The organism is Spirochaetota bacterium, assembly GCA_038043445.1.
Taxonomy (GTDB): domain Bacteria; phylum Spirochaetota; class Brachyspiria; order Brachyspirales; family JACRPF01; genus JBBTBY01.
Genome location: JBBTBY010000173.1, coordinates 1 through 15474 on the forward strand (window position 1 = coordinate 1; position 15474 = coordinate 15474).

12 protein-coding genes are annotated in these 15474 nt (G+C 56.1%); 5 read left to right on the forward strand and 7 right to left on the reverse strand.

Going from position 1 to position 15474, the window contains the following annotated elements; genetic code table 11:
- Nucleotides 1–44 precede the first annotated feature (44 nt).
- Complete coding sequence (locus AABZ39_20870) at nt 45–305, reverse strand: type II toxin-antitoxin system prevent-host-death family antitoxin (protein ID MEK6797241.1); 261 nt, start codon at nt 303–305, stop codon at nt 45–47.
- Between the two features lie 119 nt (nt 306–424).
- Here AABZ39_20870 and AABZ39_20875 point away from each other — a divergent pair, with 119 nt between their 5' ends.
- The 5 genes from AABZ39_20875 (at nt 425) to AABZ39_20895 (ending at nt 5443) form a co-directional block, all read left to right on the forward strand.
- Nucleotides 425–1762, forward strand: coding sequence for a thiolase family protein (locus AABZ39_20875; GenBank protein ID MEK6797242.1), 1338 nt, complete (start codon nt 425–427; stop codon nt 1760–1762).
- A 13-nt stretch (nt 1763–1775) separates the two neighbouring features.
- Nucleotides 1776–2759, forward strand: coding sequence for a phosphate acyltransferase (locus AABZ39_20880; GenBank protein ID MEK6797243.1), 984 nt, complete (start codon nt 1776–1778; stop codon nt 2757–2759).
- Between the two features lie 132 nt (nt 2760–2891).
- A complete protein-coding gene (locus AABZ39_20885; GenBank protein MEK6797244.1) occupies nt 2892–3578 on the forward strand; it encodes a glycerol-3-phosphate acyltransferase in 687 nt (228 codons plus the stop codon).
- 11 nt (nt 3579–3589) lie between these two features.
- Complete coding sequence (locus AABZ39_20890; protein MEK6797245.1) at nt 3590–4744, forward strand: glycosyltransferase; 1155 nt, start codon at nt 3590–3592, stop codon at nt 4742–4744.
- A gap of 21 nt (nt 4745–4765) precedes the next feature.
- Nucleotides 4766–5443: a GDSL-type esterase/lipase family protein gene (locus tag AABZ39_20895; GenBank protein ID MEK6797246.1), complete on the forward strand. Its 678-nt coding sequence runs from the start codon at nt 4766–4768 to the stop codon at nt 5441–5443.
- A 9-nt stretch (nt 5444–5452) separates the two neighbouring features.
- Here AABZ39_20895 and AABZ39_20900 read toward each other — a convergent pair whose 3' ends face one another.
- From AABZ39_20900 to AABZ39_20925, 6 genes are all read right to left on the reverse strand, one after another.
- Entirely contained in the window at nt 5453–9028 is a 3576-nt protein-coding gene (locus AABZ39_20900; protein MEK6797247.1) for a sugar-binding protein, read from the reverse strand.
- A 1-nt stretch (nt 9029) separates the two neighbouring features.
- Nucleotides 9030–10079 (reverse strand): LacI family DNA-binding transcriptional regulator, encoded by a 1050-nt coding sequence (locus AABZ39_20905; GenBank protein ID MEK6797248.1) that lies wholly within the window; start codon nt 10077–10079, stop codon nt 9030–9032.
- An 85-nt stretch (nt 10080–10164) separates the two neighbouring features.
- Nucleotides 10165–11220 (reverse strand): GntR family transcriptional regulator, encoded by a 1056-nt coding sequence (locus tag AABZ39_20910; GenBank protein MEK6797249.1) that lies wholly within the window; start codon nt 11218–11220, stop codon nt 10165–10167.
- Entirely contained in the window at nt 11217–11375 is a 159-nt protein-coding gene (locus AABZ39_20915) for a hypothetical protein (GenBank protein MEK6797250.1), read from the reverse strand. Before AABZ39_20915 ends, AABZ39_20910 begins: the two co-directional genes overlap by 4 nt.
- 33 nt (nt 11376–11408) lie before the next feature.
- Nucleotides 11409–12002: a hypothetical protein gene (locus AABZ39_20920; protein MEK6797251.1), complete on the reverse strand. Its 594-nt coding sequence runs from the start codon at nt 12000–12002 to the stop codon at nt 11409–11411.
- A 37-nt stretch (nt 12003–12039) separates the two neighbouring features.
- Entirely contained in the window at nt 12040–15300 is a 3261-nt protein-coding gene (locus AABZ39_20925) for a LamG-like jellyroll fold domain-containing protein (GenBank protein ID MEK6797252.1), read from the reverse strand.
- Nucleotides 15301–15474: the final 174 nt, after the last annotated feature.

The window sequence follows — 15474 nt, forward strand, 5'->3', positions numbered from 1 at the left end:
CGAATCGTTTTGCCCGTTTCTCATACTGTTCTGTGAATAGTATCCTAGGCACGACGAATTCTCTTCATGTGCCGTGCCGCCGGCTCGATCCGGTAGCGGCCTTTCTTCATATCGGCGCGGGATTGTGCCAGTGCCGCCTCGAGTTCACATTCCCTGAGATGGTTGTACTGCGCAATAGGGATGATGACAAACTCGGTTTTCCCCCGAACAGTCACCAGCACTTCATGCTCGCCCTTGTTCGATGCGCCGGAGATCGCGCTTACACCCTTCGTTTTTAGATCATTCGCCGTAATCGTCGTACTCATATATGCCGCCTTGTCCCGAATGCTGTGAATAGTACTATTAATCGCACGCTATGTCAAGAAGAAGACTTCGCGCGGATTTTTGTTATAATAGAATCGCACAGAGGTACGAGGAGGGCATCATGAAAAAGCGAGTCCTCATCTGCGGCGGTGTGCGGACGCCCATCGGTCATCTCGGCAAGACGCTTGCAGCGGTGCAGCCGGAAGACCTGCTTACCCATGCGATCAAGGGCCTTTTGGCACAGTATTCGCTCGATCCGGCAGCCATTGACGGGCTTATTATGGGCTGGGTAGGGCAGGGCTCGCATGCGCCGAACATAGCCCGTATCGCGGGGCTGCTTTCCGGCATACCCGAGACCGCGACCGCATATACCGTACAAAGCAACTGCGTATCCGGCATGGAATCGATAGCATCGGCGGTGCGTGCCATACAGCTTGATGAAGGCGAGGTGTTCATCGCAGGCGGGACGGAATCGATGTCGAGCTTTCCCTATGCGATACGCGGCGCCCGCTCCCAGAAGCCGCTTCGCAATATGAACGCGCTGAAAGCGAATTGGCAGACGCTTTGGGATGATAAGGAAGTTGCCATCATCGACTGTATCGAAGAGGGATTGACCGATCAGGTAAAGCATATCAATATGGCAGAAACGGCCGAGGTATGCGCCCAGCGATACGGGATAACCCGCACCATGCAGGATGATTACGCGGCGGAAACATTCCGTCGATGCTTTGCCGCCGAAGAGAACGGTTTTTATGGTTCGCATGTCATCCCGTTCTCGGCGAACGGCGTGTCGCTCGAACGTGACGAATATGTCTATGCACGCAAGGCGCTCGTCGAGGATGCATCGATGTTCACCAAAGCGCCCGTGCTCTTCCAGACAACGGACCACCCCTTCTCGAAATTCTACGACGATTTCGGCGCGTTCATCCCGGAAAGGAAATATCATGCGGGTGAAACTGAACCGACAGTGACGCTGTTCAACTCCTGCGCGAGAAGTGATGCCGCCGCGGCGGTCATCGTGGCGTCAGAAAGCGCCGCAGTCCGATTGGGCCTTCCGGTACTTGCCGAAGTGCTGTCATACGCCACCGCCGGGGTGAACCCCGCGTATATGGGCATTGCACCTGCGCATGCGGCACCCATTGCGCTCAAACGTGCCGGCGTGAGCTTCGATGCGGTCACGAATATCGAGCTCCATGAGGCGTTCGCGGCAACGGTGTTGTCAGCGTTCGCTGAATCGAAGAAGGAATTCGGCTGTGACTGGGAAGCGCTCTGGCGCGATGGACGGCTCAACCCGCATGGGGGGTCGATACCGCTCGGTCATCCGTTGGCGGCTACGGGTACGCGTCTCGTATTGAGCCTCATCTACGCGATGATGGAGAATAAGGATTCGAAATTCGGACTGGCCGCGGCATGCGCGTCGGGCGGCATCGGCGGGGCAATGGTTATAGCGCGGCCGTGATCGGGAGGGCGTCATGAACTTCCGGCGATTCTTCGACGAGGCGAAACGGGACCCCAGGCGTATCGTGTTCGCCGAACCGATGGACGAGCGTACGCTTTCCGCGATAGCGATAATACAAAGGGAGAGACTTGCCGTACCGATACTCATCGGAGAGCCGGATGATATACGCCGTCGTGCTGAATCTCTCGGTGCCGACATCGGCGATGTGGCCATTGTTCCGGTGTCGGATGCCCGACGTGAGCGCTTCGCTCATGAATACTGCAAGCGGCGCGATGTGAGCGACTCTGTCGCTGAACGTCTTATCGCAAAACCGCTCTATTTCGGAGGGATGATGGTCTCTCTCGGTGATGCCGACGGCATGCTTTCAGGCGCAATAAGTACGACGGCGTCCGTTATTAAGGCCGCTGCAATGACCGTCGGCATGCGCGAAGGGTTTACGCATCCCTTTGCCTATATGGCGCTCCTCATACCAGATCTCCTCGGCGAGACGGACAAGCTGTTCTTCTTCGCCGATGCGGCGGTAACGATATCACCGAACACCGAAGAGCTCGCTGCTATCGGCGTGGCCGTCGCGCAAGCGGTGCGTACCGAATTCAATATCGAACCGATGGTCGCTTTCCTTTCGTATTCTACCCGCGGTTCCGGACAGGGCGCAAGCGTCGATATCGTGCGGGATGCCGTCGAACGGGCGAAGAACATGGCGCCGGATGTCGCTATCGACGGGGAGCTTCAGCTGGACGCCGCCATAATCCCCGAGGTCGCGGAACGCAAAGCAAAGGACAGCCCGGTCGCCGGCAGGGCGAATGTGCTCGTGTTCCCGGACCTTGATGCGGGGAATATCGGATACAAGATCGCACAGTACATGAGCGGCGGGCATGCGTACGGTCCCGTGCTCATCGGCCTTAAAAAACCGGTCAATGACATGTCCCGCGGTGTTTCCGTGGAGGATATCGTCGGTACGGCTGTCATAACCGTGCTTCAGGCGCAGCACGTATAACCGGGAATATCGCCATTTTCATATCCCCCGTTGGGGGTAGAACAATTCTGCCACGAAAAGGGTATTGCGAATTCAGGGTATATCGAATAGCCTGTCCCCGTTCCGCGGGACCATGATCAAGAAGGAATACGTATGAACGATGTTGTCATTGATATCTCTCGTATTGCGGCGATAGCCGTCGTCAACTTTTTTATCGGTGCGATCCCGTTCTCTGTAATCATGTGCTGGCTTTTCCTGAAAAAAGACGTACGTACGATCAATGACGGGAATCCCGGTGCTGTCAATACGTTTAAAATGGGCGGCCCGGTACTCGGTTGGATAGTCCTTATACTCGATCTGGCGAAGGCGGCCGGTCCCGTGCTTGCCGCACAGCTTATCTTCGATGTCAAGGGATTTGCGCTCATCCCTGTTGCCATTGCGCCGGTGTTCGGGCATGCGTTCTCGCCGTTCCTCAAGGGCAAGGGCGGCAAGGCCATTGCGACGACATTCGGCCTGTGGGGAGTGATGTACGCCTGGGGTCTTTTCCCCTTCGAGGGTTTCGCGATATTCTTTTTCAGTAATATGCTGCTCGATATCATACAGGAATCGAACGGCTGGACGGTATCACTTGCCTCGCTTGCGATATCCGCGTATATGATCGTCACGCGGCTTTTCATCATCCATCCGATAACGGATACCGGTATCGCCTATATCGTTATCGCGTTCCTTAACAGCGCGGTCATCGTGTATAAACATTGGGGCGCGCTCAAGGCGCCCTTCAAGCTTCGTCCGTGGGGAACGAAGCCGTTCTCAACGGAGAACGGTTCCGTTCATAAATAACAGGAGATCCTATGCTGAACATCCTCATCATTCTGCTCTACGTCTTTCTCGGCATTCTTATCATGTTCCTTGCGATCGAGATGATGAACATCGTCATCATTCGCCGGCTCGGGAAATTCCCCCGGGCAAAGGACAGGTCGCTCGTATCAGTATGCATTCCCGCACGCGATGAGGAGAAGAATATCGGCGCCTGTCTTGATCTCTTTCTCGCGCAGGATTACAAGAATTATGAGGTGCTTGTTATCGATGATAATTCGAGCGACAGTACATGGAAGATAATAAGCGGCTACGCGAAGAAGCATAAACGTATCCGTGCCTTTAAAGGGAAGCCGCTCCCGCAGGGGTGGACGGGAAAATGCTTCGCCTGCCATCAGCTTTCGCAGCATGCGAAGGGCGAGATGCTGTTCTTTACGGATGCCGACACACGGCCCATGCCGACGCTCCTGTCCGCTACGGTCGACGGAATGGTCTCAATGAAGGCTGATTTCATCACCGGTATACCGCATGAGGATGCGGTCACGTTCGGTGAGAAGATAGTCATGCCGCTCATGCCGATGGGCATCATGCTTTTCCTTCCGATACTGCTCGCGGAAAAGCTCCCGACATCGATGCTCGCCATATCCTGCGGACAGTTCCTGTTCTTCCGCCGCTCCTGCTATGACGCTATCGGCGGCCACACCGCGGTGCATGATGTCGCTGTCGAGGATGTCGATCTCGGCAAGCGCGTGAAGGCTTCCGGGCTCGAGTGGCGCTTTGTCGACTGCACGGCACAGCATTCCTGCCGCATGTATACGAGCTTTCTCGATGCGGTCGCCGGGCTTTCGCGTTCGGTGTTCGGCGGGATGGGCTACAGCGTTGCGACGCTCGCGTTCATGGTCATTTCGTTCGCTGGCATGTTCTGCCTTCCGGTCATAACGCTTCCGCTGTCGGTGTGGGTGTTCCAGTCCGCGCCGCTCTACTATCTGTCGCTTATCATCCTCGGACTTTCGCTTCTCTCGTGGGGCGGCCCGATAATTCGCTTCGGCATGCCGTGGTATCTCACGCTTCTCTTTCCGGTGACGGCAGCGGTTGCGGTGTTCGTGTTCATCCGCTCGACGGTGCTTTCGATCACCGGGAAGCTTGAGTGGAAAGGGCGTCCGCTCATCAAGCATAGCTTTCATCTTTAAGATCTCATGCACAGTGCAGTGATGCCGACGCCGAAGCTTGAGAACGACTTCTACGATTGGTATGCCAGACATGAGGAAAAAAAGACGCTGGTGAAGGTTCATCGGTACGATCTCATCTTCATCGGTGACTCAATAACACATCTGTTCGAGGGACATATTGCATTCAAGAGCCACGGTGCCGCCGTGTGGGCGGAATATTACGGGAAGCGGAATGCGCTCAATCTCGGATTCGGATGGGATCGCACGCAGAACGTGCTTTGGCGTCTTGCGAACGGTGAATTCGAAGGGCAGACGCCGAAGCTTGCCGTTCTCCTTATCGGCACCAATAATCTCAGTACGACACCGAACGCGCATGCGAATACGCCGTCCGAGATATGCGATGGCATCGGTGCGATAACCGCGTTCATGAAAGAGCGTTCCGTATCGACGCATGTCCTCGTGACAGGGCTCTTGCCGCGGCATACACCGGACAGCCCATACCGAAGCACGATAGCTGAGATCAATCGCATACTGCAAGACCGGTTCGCAAAAGAGCATGGATTTTCATACATCGATATCGGCAGCCGATTCATCGGCGAGCGCAATGAGATCATCGCCGAGCGCATGCCGGACCTTACGCACCCGTCGGAGAGCGGCTATCGGGAGTGGGCGGAAGCGATAGAAACGATCGTTGAGGCGCATGTCCCGCGGAAGGGCTGATCGCCGCGTCTATTTCCCCGAAAGCGCGAATTTCCTGAACACATACGGATATTTCATCTCGCCGATGCCCGGCGTGAGCCCCATCCAGTAGGCGCGCCCTGTGCCGTCGTTGTCGTTGATGATGAAATTAAAGCCGAACATCCTGCCCGCGGTCGGGCGAAGCGGGGAGAGTTCGCTCCAGGGAAGAGCGAGCTGATACACGGTGTAATCCCCCTGCGTTCGTATATCGATCTTCGCTCCTTTCACCGGACCTTGCGGTAATTCTTTGGGGCCGGCATGCCGGTATACGGCCGGACCGCTCTTCGTCAACGCGATGCTGAACTCATGGTCATTGCCGTCATAACCGACCTTTTTCTCGACGGCGTCGTTCTTCGCATCGAAGGAGAGCTGTATCGAGTCGCCCTTCCAGACATCGCCCCCCGACCACTCCTGACAGAACATGTTGTCTCGGACATTCGCGGCGAAATAGAAATACTGTTCATCCCATGCGGTGTACGCAACGGCACTCAGGTTCTCGGGGGTCTTCCATACGGTCGGGGCGGCATCGGGCGGCATGATGTAGATGCGCTCATCAAGCGTGAACGAGGGAATAGCGCGCCATGCGGAAAGATCGGTGTCGAACGCGATGGTGCGCTGCGTGCATTTTTCCGCGGACGCCGGGAGACGCTTGACCACCGAGCCGCCGTCCATGCGCGCGGTGAGAACTATCTCCTTTCCGCGAAGGCGTTCGGTATCGCCTGACGATATGCCGAAACGGAACGATGACGATCCCGACGGCGCGAGCGAGAACGGCTGCGATGTATTCTCGGCGCTCATCCCGTCCGGCACCGCTATCGTGAGCGTGCCGTCGATCTTCGTCGGCAGATTGTTCTTTAAGCTTCCCGCGATGGACGATCGATCGCCCATGAGCACGGAGATGCTCACGGCATCGATGCTGACGGCCGCTTTCTCAACGGCGGCGCAGAGCTGCTCGACGCTCATCGATATCGAGCGGAGGTATCGCGGAGAGCCGGAGAGCGGGATGACGATGCCGTTCCCGCGTGTTGCGAGCGTCACATCGACACCGACCATGTCGGTAAGGCGCACGGCGTCCGGTTTTACGCTCACGATGAGCTCGGTCGCTTCGCCGGCGGATTTCCATATCGCGATGACGGGGTTGCCGTCCCTGGTGGCGAACGCATAGGCGCGAAGATCGCTTTCATACAGCGGCCGAACCGGCACCGTATTGTCGAGCATGCGTGTGATAGTGGCGTATGCAGCGACGGCGGGGAGGGGGCGGCGTTCATCCTTCCAGAGACCGTATTCGTAGCCGCCTTCAAGACAGCCTTGGGTCAGGAACCAGAATATATGCTCGAGCGTCGGCACCGAATGCGCTAATATCATCGCGCGCGTCATCATCTCGGCGTGCTGGCGGGCATAGCTGCTCACGAACGACGGATTGTTGGTGGTGATGGCCCATCCGAGTTCGCCGATCCATAAGCGATGGCGCCCGCCGTTGTCCTTGATTATCTTCTCAGCATCAAGGAGATTCTCGCGCATGCGGTTCTCTTCCGGTGTGACGCAAATGCCCGAGGGTCCGATATTACGTGAGGGGGCGTATGGATGGAAGGCCCAGATATCGAATGCATCCGCGGCAAGTTCGAATACTTTCTTCGAGAACGCGAATCCGTTGAAGTCACCGCCGGATACGCCCGAGCCGAGCACGACGGCATTGGGGTCGGCCGCTTTGATAGCCTTCGAGGCACGGATAAGTACATCGGCATAGTATTTCGCACCGTCGAGATAGGAAAGCTTCGCATGCGAGGGGAAAACGAGGTCAGGCTCGTTCTCGATCTCCCAATAGCGGGAATATTTACCGAATTGCTTCACCATGAGCGATGCGTAATTGCAGTATTCCACGATGTCCTTCATTTTTCCGTCGCTGCCTTTCGCCCAGTCGGGCATCATGGTCGCCTGCAGCGTTTCCATGATGTGCATGCCGTTCGTCCGCTGTGAGAGATAGGAATCGTCATTGATATATATCTCGCCTTTTTTCCGCTCGGTCCAGCGCCAGGCGCGGAAATTCCGCATCCATTTCACGCCGATGCGCGATATCGCCTCCATCGGTATGCCGCTCCCCTGCAGGCCGAAGAACGATCCCTCGTTCTCACCGGAGGCTCGGGGTGCTTTCACCACGACGATCGGCATTTCCATGGACTTGACCGATTTCCCGCCCGCATGTACGGTCATTCGGGCCGTAAAATATCCCGCTGTGCGGCTCGTTAGCGCTGTGAACGGAAGAGCAACGGTGTCCCCGCGATTCGCCGTGAACGCACGGGTTGAGCGGGATATCTCATTTCCGTCAAGATCGACGCATGCCGATTGAAGCGAGAACGAAGACGATGCTTCTGTCGCATTATGGATGCGTGCTTCGATCTCCACCGTTTCCGGCCCTGCCAGGAAGACATTGCCCGGTTCCTTCGTGCGCATGATCATATTCGCCGATACCGCTTCGCATGATCGATAGACCGTGTCCGCGCTTGTCGCAGCGCCTGCCGCATTGTTGGCGGTGCAGGAAAGTGCGTCGAGCATCATGGTGCCCGATCCTTCCTTCTGGAATACGATATAGAGCGAGTGTTTCTCCTTCTGCGCCGGTACCTCGAAGCTGTATCGTTTCCACTGCGGCGAGAGTTGTACCGTCTCGCGTTTCATGATGAAGTATGAGGTGTGCCATACATCGACGATGACCGAGAGCGGGACATCGCTTTTCGCATCGAACGATACGGTATAGGTCGTGCCGGGGCGTATGACATCGTAGTAGTTCGGGCTTCGTGTCGAGACGGCGCGGGCGGGCAGAGCGAGGCAGTATTTGCCGCTTGTGCCGCCTTCCGATGATGCGCTGTCCTTCCAGTCATCGGTGCCTGTTTCGAATGAGGTGTCGCCGGAAAGGAGATTGCCCGTCTGCGGTGCTTCGTTCTTCGGTGCCGATGCTGTCTTCGTTTCCGTCACGAGCTGCTCTATTTTCGCCGTTTCCGTGCCGGGGACCATGCTGAGCGAAAGCGCATCGATCCATGCCGTGCCGATGCCGATCTCACGATGACGGATATAGATGCCGAGTTTTTTCGTAGTGGGTTTTATTGCGGACGATGGTATACGCACTTTGAATTCCTTCCAGTCATGCGAACCGCCGGTCTTCACGATATTCCCGTCATTGTTCGGGCCGAACCACAGCCAGCCCTGCGGCTCGACTTTCCCCGCATCTTTTTCCGTGCCGTACTGCAGTACCTGCACACGGACGGCGTCTCTCGGGACGTTCTCGCAGGCGATGGCAATGGTGAATTCATAGTCCGCTATTGCAGCAAGCACGATGCCGCCGCCGGATATCCAGCGTTCACCGTCTATACCGGGCATGGAGAGGCGATATGACGACGTGCCGGAAAAATTTTTCTTCGTATCGATCCCTCCCGGTTCGGGTTTTCCCGCCCATTGCTCCCAGCTCCAGCCCTGCGCGCCTTCTTCGAAGCCGCTGTTCTTGATGAGCTCAGGCTCCGCGAAAAGCAGTATCGGTACGAGGAGCGCGCACACAGCGATCGATGAACGATACATATCAGCCTCCATGGTCGTTGATTGCGGAGTATCGTGTGACGGAATGCATGTCGGTGTACGTTACGGGAAGGAGCATGCGCGATGAGGGATCGTTCCCTGAGAATATCGCCGCGACCGTACCGGCCGCTTCCGTACCGGCCAGCGCGGGGTCGAACCATATCCGTGAAAGCCCGATCGGTGCGGTACGGTAGAACGGCGTATTGTCATAGCCGAGGAAGGATATATCGTTCGGAATGCGTATGCCGCGTTCATTGAAGAATCGATAGGCGAGGTACGCGCTATAGCTGTTCGTGACGAATATTCCGGTCGGTTGCGCGCTGCTGAAATATTTCGTAAGCGCCCCGAGCACATTGCTATCGCTTACCGCCTGCTCGCGTACAAGGCGGGCATCGATGTGGTCCACACGGCATCGTTTGGCCATTGTGCCGAACGTGCGTTTGAAACTGGTGAACCGGTCGCGATGATTGGGTTCCGCATCCGATGATAACACTGCTACATGCGTATGTCCGTTTTCCGCGAAGATGCGTGCCGCCATCGCGCCGCCGCTCTCGTCGTCAGGGTCGATCGCATGGTTAGCGCCTGGTCCTGCGCAAACGGTGATGAGCGCGGCGTCACCGCGCGAGCGTTCAATGAATGCACGCGACGCATCGGAGACGGGCCCGCAGAGAAGTACCGCATCGACCTGACCTGCGTTCACGAACTGCGCGGTATCGCGGTCGATATCGGTGAGCACGGTCCGGTAGCCTTGGTTCATGATAGCCTGCATGAAGGAGAAATAGATGATGCTGAAGAAGGGGAAATCATGTGCGGCAGTGAGCGATTCGATGGAGCAGTTCACGGCGATGGTCCGGTGCTGGATGTTGTGGCGTTTTCGTGCGTTGATGCTCGCGAATGTGTCCTTGCGGTAGCCGTGTTTTTTTATGATGGAGAGTATACGGTCGCGTGTCTCGGGGGTGACGTTCTCCGGTGCATTGAGCGCACGTGATACGGTCATTGCACTCACCTTCGCCTGCCGGGCGATATCGCTTAAACTGATGCTACGCTTCGGCATGAAAATATGATGTTATAGCTAACATGCAGATAGTATAATCAGTCGCCGCGAATTTGTCAAATGCGGTGCTGGTATATCGGTATCGCTATGATGCGGCCGCGGTATCCGCTATGCGGAAGACGATATTTTTCGGGGGGCGGTTTTCGCCGGATATGCGTGCCATGAGGAGTTCTATCGCGAAGAGCATCTCGCCGCGGCTTGCTTTTTCGATATTGATATCGCCGATGGTGCTGTCGTAGTCATAATGATTGATAAGCACGGTTTTCGAGCCGGTACGGGCGATATATTCCCTGCAGGCCACCGCGGTTTCATCACCGGTGGTTACGATGATCTCTGCTTCGTGTATCTGCGCTGCCGATGCGCGGATAAGGTCCCGGGCTGCTTCACGGCCGGCATACTCGTATTCTGAAGCGCTGATGACAGCGCTCCCCCCGCAGAACACCCGCAGCCCTTCGATGAAACGGTTCGCTTTTGCATTCCTGTCTTTGCCGGCGATCACAAGAATACGCCGAAGCCGGCGATCGTGTGCCATGCGCATGATCTCGCGGTACACCGGTTCGGGGTCGGTCTGCACGCAGTCGATGCCCGGGTATTCATTGTACATGGCAACGATGGGGATATCGTCGCGGACGAAACGCCGTATGTTCTCGGGCTTCACCGGCGATACGATCACCGATCCGTGCGAGTATCCTTTGCTGATATAATCGATGACGGGGAAATTCGCCTCGGCAAAGAGATCGAGCCCCCGGAAATAGTGTACGGAAAAATTGATATCGCCGTGCGCTGTCTGATATGCCGTGAGCGCCTCGATATGCGGATTGAGCCAGGCGTGATTGCCGACGCTGTCGGAGACGAGGAGGGTTATCTGCAGATGCCGGCGTTTGGACATGCCTTTGATGCGGGAGCGGTATCGGTCGGCGAGATATGTGCCGCTCCCGGCTCGTGCGGTGAGAATGCCGTCCCGTACGAGGCGCTTGACCGCATAGTGAACAGTATTGATGCTCGTATCATATCGCTTCGCAAGTTCGCGGAACGACGGTACGCGCCCGTCATGTGTTTCCGCTTCCGCGACGATACGGGTGACGAGGATATCGGTGAGCTGGCGTGTGTACGAACGCCGTCCTTCCTTCGAGAGCTTCATCGTACACTGTCTATGAGCGATTGCGGTGCCGTATCGCTTTCTGCCCCAGTCCATGATACGATCGTATCCGCTTCATCGAGCAGTACTGATGACCGGTAGGGAAGGAGGACAAAGCTTACGCAGAGCAGTACTGCGGCAGTTGCGAGATGGTGCATGAGTTGTCCTTGTGCGTGTTTTCGGAGCGGAGGCTATTGTGCCTGGAAATATATCCAGACTTTAATGGTGACCGGGACATTCGCTTTTACGGTGATGTTCTGAGAAACGCCTTTGTTATGCCACACGCGCACACTGCGACTGCCGGTTTTCACCAGAGCGGCATCAGTGATGAGCGTCATGTCCATGCCGTCATTCGCCGGGTCGGGCATCCACCATGCGGTGAGTTTCCCGTTCTCCGCGAGCGTTTCAAAACCGGGATTGCCCATGCCGGTCGCGCCTTCGACAGTGACATCGTCATAGATCACATAGACCGGAAGATTTGATTTTTCACCCTCGGGTTTATGGTACGGTCCCTTAAGCTGCAGATTGACAATACCGTCAGCGAGCGGTATGAACGATATACCTGTCTGCACCCATTCACCTGTCTTCAGCGTCAGATCGGAGTAAAGATTGTATTTCCCGTTGACCTTGTCCCAGCCGTGTATGGCGGCACTACCGTCCCCGAGCGCTTTGATATCCTTGTATTCTACTTTCGTGTCCTTTCCGTACACATCGATGCGTGCCTTTGCCGGTACCTGCGCGAATGCGACCGCGGCGGCGGCCAATGCGATGATGAATGCTTTCATGTTCTTCTTCTCCTTTGGTATTTTTTGGGACGTGCCCTTATTTCTGGACAAGGTACAGAGGAGCCTCGGTAAGCAGAGTGTCCTGCGATAACGCGACAGGATTGCCCATCATGTCAAAGCCCGCCATGCCGTCAACACTGATGCCGGCATCGCTGATCTTCACCGGAATACGCGACCAAAGCGATTCGATGCGCTTGCCGTTCTTCATGAAACGGCATATGACCGCTTTCGTTGCGCCGATGCGCTTTTCATCGACGCCGTTCCCTTCTGCGCTCTCAAGCATGAGCACCGCAGCAGCATGCGCCGCAAAAGTGGGGAGCGCCTCCCCGGATGATTCGAACATGCTCGAACATTCATCGCGGTTGATGATGCGGCCGGATTGATGCGTGAACCCCGCATATTGATAATGCCGCTTGGTGCCGACAGCTTTGAGTGAAATAAGCGTACGTGCGAGCCCGGTGGCGGCATTGAACGGTGTTACCGCCGATCCGCTCGGCACGCGAAGCGAGCGCAGCCATGAAACGCCGTCAAAGAGCCAGGCGCCGCCTTCGGTATGCCATACCTCGAGCGGTTTGCCGCTCCTGCCGGTGAGCTTACGCATATCGCGTATACGCTCGACCATGCTCGGTGACGGTGATTCGTCAGGGGACGCATCTTCGTAGTAGAAGTGGAATGACGCTGCATCGATATCAGCGGTCATGCCGTATTCAAGCGCCGAGTAGAGGAAAGGCTTTGCCGGACTTGAGACGGCGCCGCCGACAAGGGTTATCTTCGCGCCGATCTCGTCAACGGCCTTCCTCGTGATCGCAGCGATGTTCGTATACACGAGCACTCTGTCTTCACCCGGTTTGACCTGCAGGAATCCGCCGTCCGGCTCATTCCATATCTCCCATTCACTGATATAGGGGCCGAACACTTTGAGGGCGTCTTTCACATACTGTTTCCACTGATCGGCGTCTTTCGGCCCGTAACTGTTCCACCAGCGGTCATAATTCGCTTTCGGCGTACCCGCCGGGGCGTCTGCATACTCCGGCGGTACCGTGTCGAAATTCGCGAATATCGTAAAGCCCATGGCATGGGCGCGTTTTATGCCATCAAGAACGTATCCGTCGCGCGCGATGGTCTGCCATTTTGTTGTAATGGGCGGGTGAAGTCTCAGCGTTCGCAGTCCCATGCGCTCGGCAAGGAAGAGATTATGCGGGGTGAGGCGGACATGTCCGCCGAAGAATCTTTCGCTCGATGCCTTGGGCGAGGGGAGCTTCGGAACTACAGAATAGATCATGTCGGCAAGCGGAACTTTGGTGATATCCTTGTCTGTAAAGGCTTCACATTTGAAGCAGCCGAACCTGTCTGTCGGGAGAGGGATCGAAACCGTGCCGAGGCCGTTCTTCACGGGAGCTTCAATGCGTACGCGTTTGACATTATTCTCCCATGCGTCGACAATGCGTACGAAGAGCGTCATGTCGCCGTCTGACAATGACTCGATATTGAGTGCTGCCGAGAGTGTTTCGCCCGGGAACACGACATTGCCGGGCTTTCCGAGCGGAAGGAATCCGGCGCTTACACGCGGTTCGTACTTTTCCATCGGCGTGCTGTCGTCCACTGCGGTCACTGAATCGATGAAGTATTCACCGGGGTCGAACATATCGATCTCAATGAAATATGTTTTTGAGCTAGAAAGCTGCGGTGTCGCTGCGATCGCGAAGAATTCCCAGCCGGCTTTCGATGCGGTGTATGTCTTTGTCGCCTGAACGACGGAATGTGTCTTTCCAAAAAGTATTTTTGCCGTGAACCGCTTTCCTGCTGCCGGCGATTTTACCCAGAAGCCGACCGATGCCGGATGACCGTAGCGCAGCGGGAAATATGCGCTTGTGAGCATCATGATGCAGCCGCCCATTATTTCGGTCCTCAATGCGTATTTTCCATGGGGGGCGTCGGGTGTAAGCACCGATTCGATCTGCGCATTCGCATTGCTTTCATCCGACAGGTCGCCCGATATGCCGTATTCACGGAATGTCGCTGACCACTTTGCTGTCCCGGTCTCAAATGATCCGTTGGGCATTTGATTGCCGAGGAGCGAAAGTCCGTCGTCCTTTGCGGGCAGGATGCACACGCTGATATCATCGATCCAATAAGTGTTCTCCTCGTTCAAGTTGAAGAATATCGCCGTGTCATCGGGATCGGTGTTGGGAGGGAGCGTCAGTGCGAAGGAATGCACCTGCCAATTCTCCGATATCCGTGCATCGCTCTGGAAATACGTTGTGTACGGTGCATTCTGTTTTCTGAACTGAACGCCGAGGGGTTTCGAATTCGCTCTCCCGCGAAGCCAGAATTTAAACTCCACGGGAAGCCCCGCTTTTACCTGCACCTTCTGCTGGAACTGAAGATTCGGACTGCCGGTGATCTTGTTCATGGAAACGCGCATGCACTGCTTCCCGGATCGCGGGTTTTCCGTGTTGATGCCGCCCTCGACCTCGTTTTTCGCCCAATTGTTGAGCGTCCACCCGGAAAAGTCAGATGCATCCTCAAAGCCTGGGTTCTTGACCATATTCTCGAGAGTTGATTTTTCGGCCTTTGCGGCCGGGGAATCCGACACCGGTGATGTTGTTACGTGTGTGCGAATGTCCGCTTCGCTGAGGGCACGGGAGAAGAATTTTACTTCATCGATGCTGCCGTTGAACGCGGGCATGCCGCCGTCACGGTAGCCGATCGTCAGCGGCGCTTCATTCGCGTTCGGTACCCATTCACCTGCTGTATCCTTTACGAGCTTTCCGTCCGCATAATACTTTACCGATGTTTTTGTGACGGCGAGAGCAATATGGTGCCAGCTGTCATCGAGCAGGTTCGGGCCGACCGTGCCGGTATCGATGTTCTTTTCACCGCGCACGGTCGATCGGAGCTGGCCGCTGGTGTGCAGAATGATGTCATAGCGGGATATGCCTTTCCCGCCCGGCCCGTACATGAATTTTCCGATCACGCCTGAGTAAGGGTTCTTGTCGGAGCCCGCCTTCGATGCTTTCAGCCAGAGCATGATGGTGAAATCGGATGCGAAGTTGAGCGCGGGTGTCAGTCCGCAGTTGACGAAGCTGTCAATGCCGTTAAAATGGAGCGCAGACCCGCTTTTTCCAGCGATCCATGTGACTGCACCGGAGAATTTCCCGGTAAATCCGCCGGCGCTGTCTTTTACTGTATCGCCGCTCCCTTCGTCGAAGCTCCAGTATGCGGCCGGTGTCTGCGGAAGCGCCATACCAGTGAAGAATAGAACTGCGATCGGAAGCATGATCCGAATACCGCTCATGAGCAACTCCGTGATAGTCTAACATCCTAACACTTTTAGTATAATCGGGAGCGTGCCGTTTGTCAAGGAGTACGGCAATCCCAAATCCTCACATAAGGATAAAGAGATACCACGGAGATCACGGAGAAAAGGCCGAGAAAGAACAGAAGGGCAGCTGAACATTTTCACCCGAAA

Excerpts from the sequence above, each read along its gene's own strand:
- AABZ39_20870 (MEK6797241.1), bottom strand. The coding sequence starts at position 305 with ATGAGTACGACGATTACGGCGAATGATCTAAAAACGAAGGGTGTAAGC.
- AABZ39_20875 (MEK6797242.1), top strand. The coding sequence starts at position 425 with ATGAAAAAGCGAGTCCTCATCTGCGGCGGTGTGCGGACGCCCATCGGT.
- AABZ39_20880 (MEK6797243.1), top strand. The coding sequence starts at position 1,776 with ATGAACTTCCGGCGATTCTTCGACGAGGCGAAACGGGACCCCAGGCGT.
- AABZ39_20885 (MEK6797244.1), top strand. The coding sequence starts at position 2,892 with ATGAACGATGTTGTCATTGATATCTCTCGTATTGCGGCGATAGCCGTC.
- AABZ39_20890 (MEK6797245.1), top strand. The coding sequence starts at position 3,590 with ATGCTGAACATCCTCATCATTCTGCTCTACGTCTTTCTCGGCATTCTT.
- AABZ39_20895 (MEK6797246.1), top strand. The coding sequence starts at position 4,766 with ATGCCGACGCCGAAGCTTGAGAACGACTTCTACGATTGGTATGCCAGA.
- AABZ39_20900 (MEK6797247.1), bottom strand. The coding sequence starts at position 9,028 with ATGTATCGTTCATCGATCGCTGTGTGCGCGCTCCTCGTACCGATACTG.
- AABZ39_20905 (MEK6797248.1), bottom strand. The coding sequence starts at position 10,079 with ATGCCGAAGCGTAGCATCAGTTTAAGCGATATCGCCCGGCAGGCGAAG.
- AABZ39_20910 (MEK6797249.1), bottom strand. The coding sequence starts at position 11,220 with ATGAAGCTCTCGAAGGAAGGACGGCGTTCGTACACACGCCAGCTCACC.
- AABZ39_20915 (MEK6797250.1), bottom strand. The coding sequence starts at position 11,375 with ATGCACCATCTCGCAACTGCCGCAGTACTGCTCTGCGTAAGCTTTGTC.
- AABZ39_20920 (MEK6797251.1), bottom strand. The coding sequence starts at position 12,002 with ATGAAAGCATTCATCATCGCATTGGCCGCCGCCGCGGTCGCATTCGCG.
- AABZ39_20925 (MEK6797252.1), bottom strand. The coding sequence starts at position 15,300 with ATGAGCGGTATTCGGATCATGCTTCCGATCGCAGTTCTATTCTTCACT.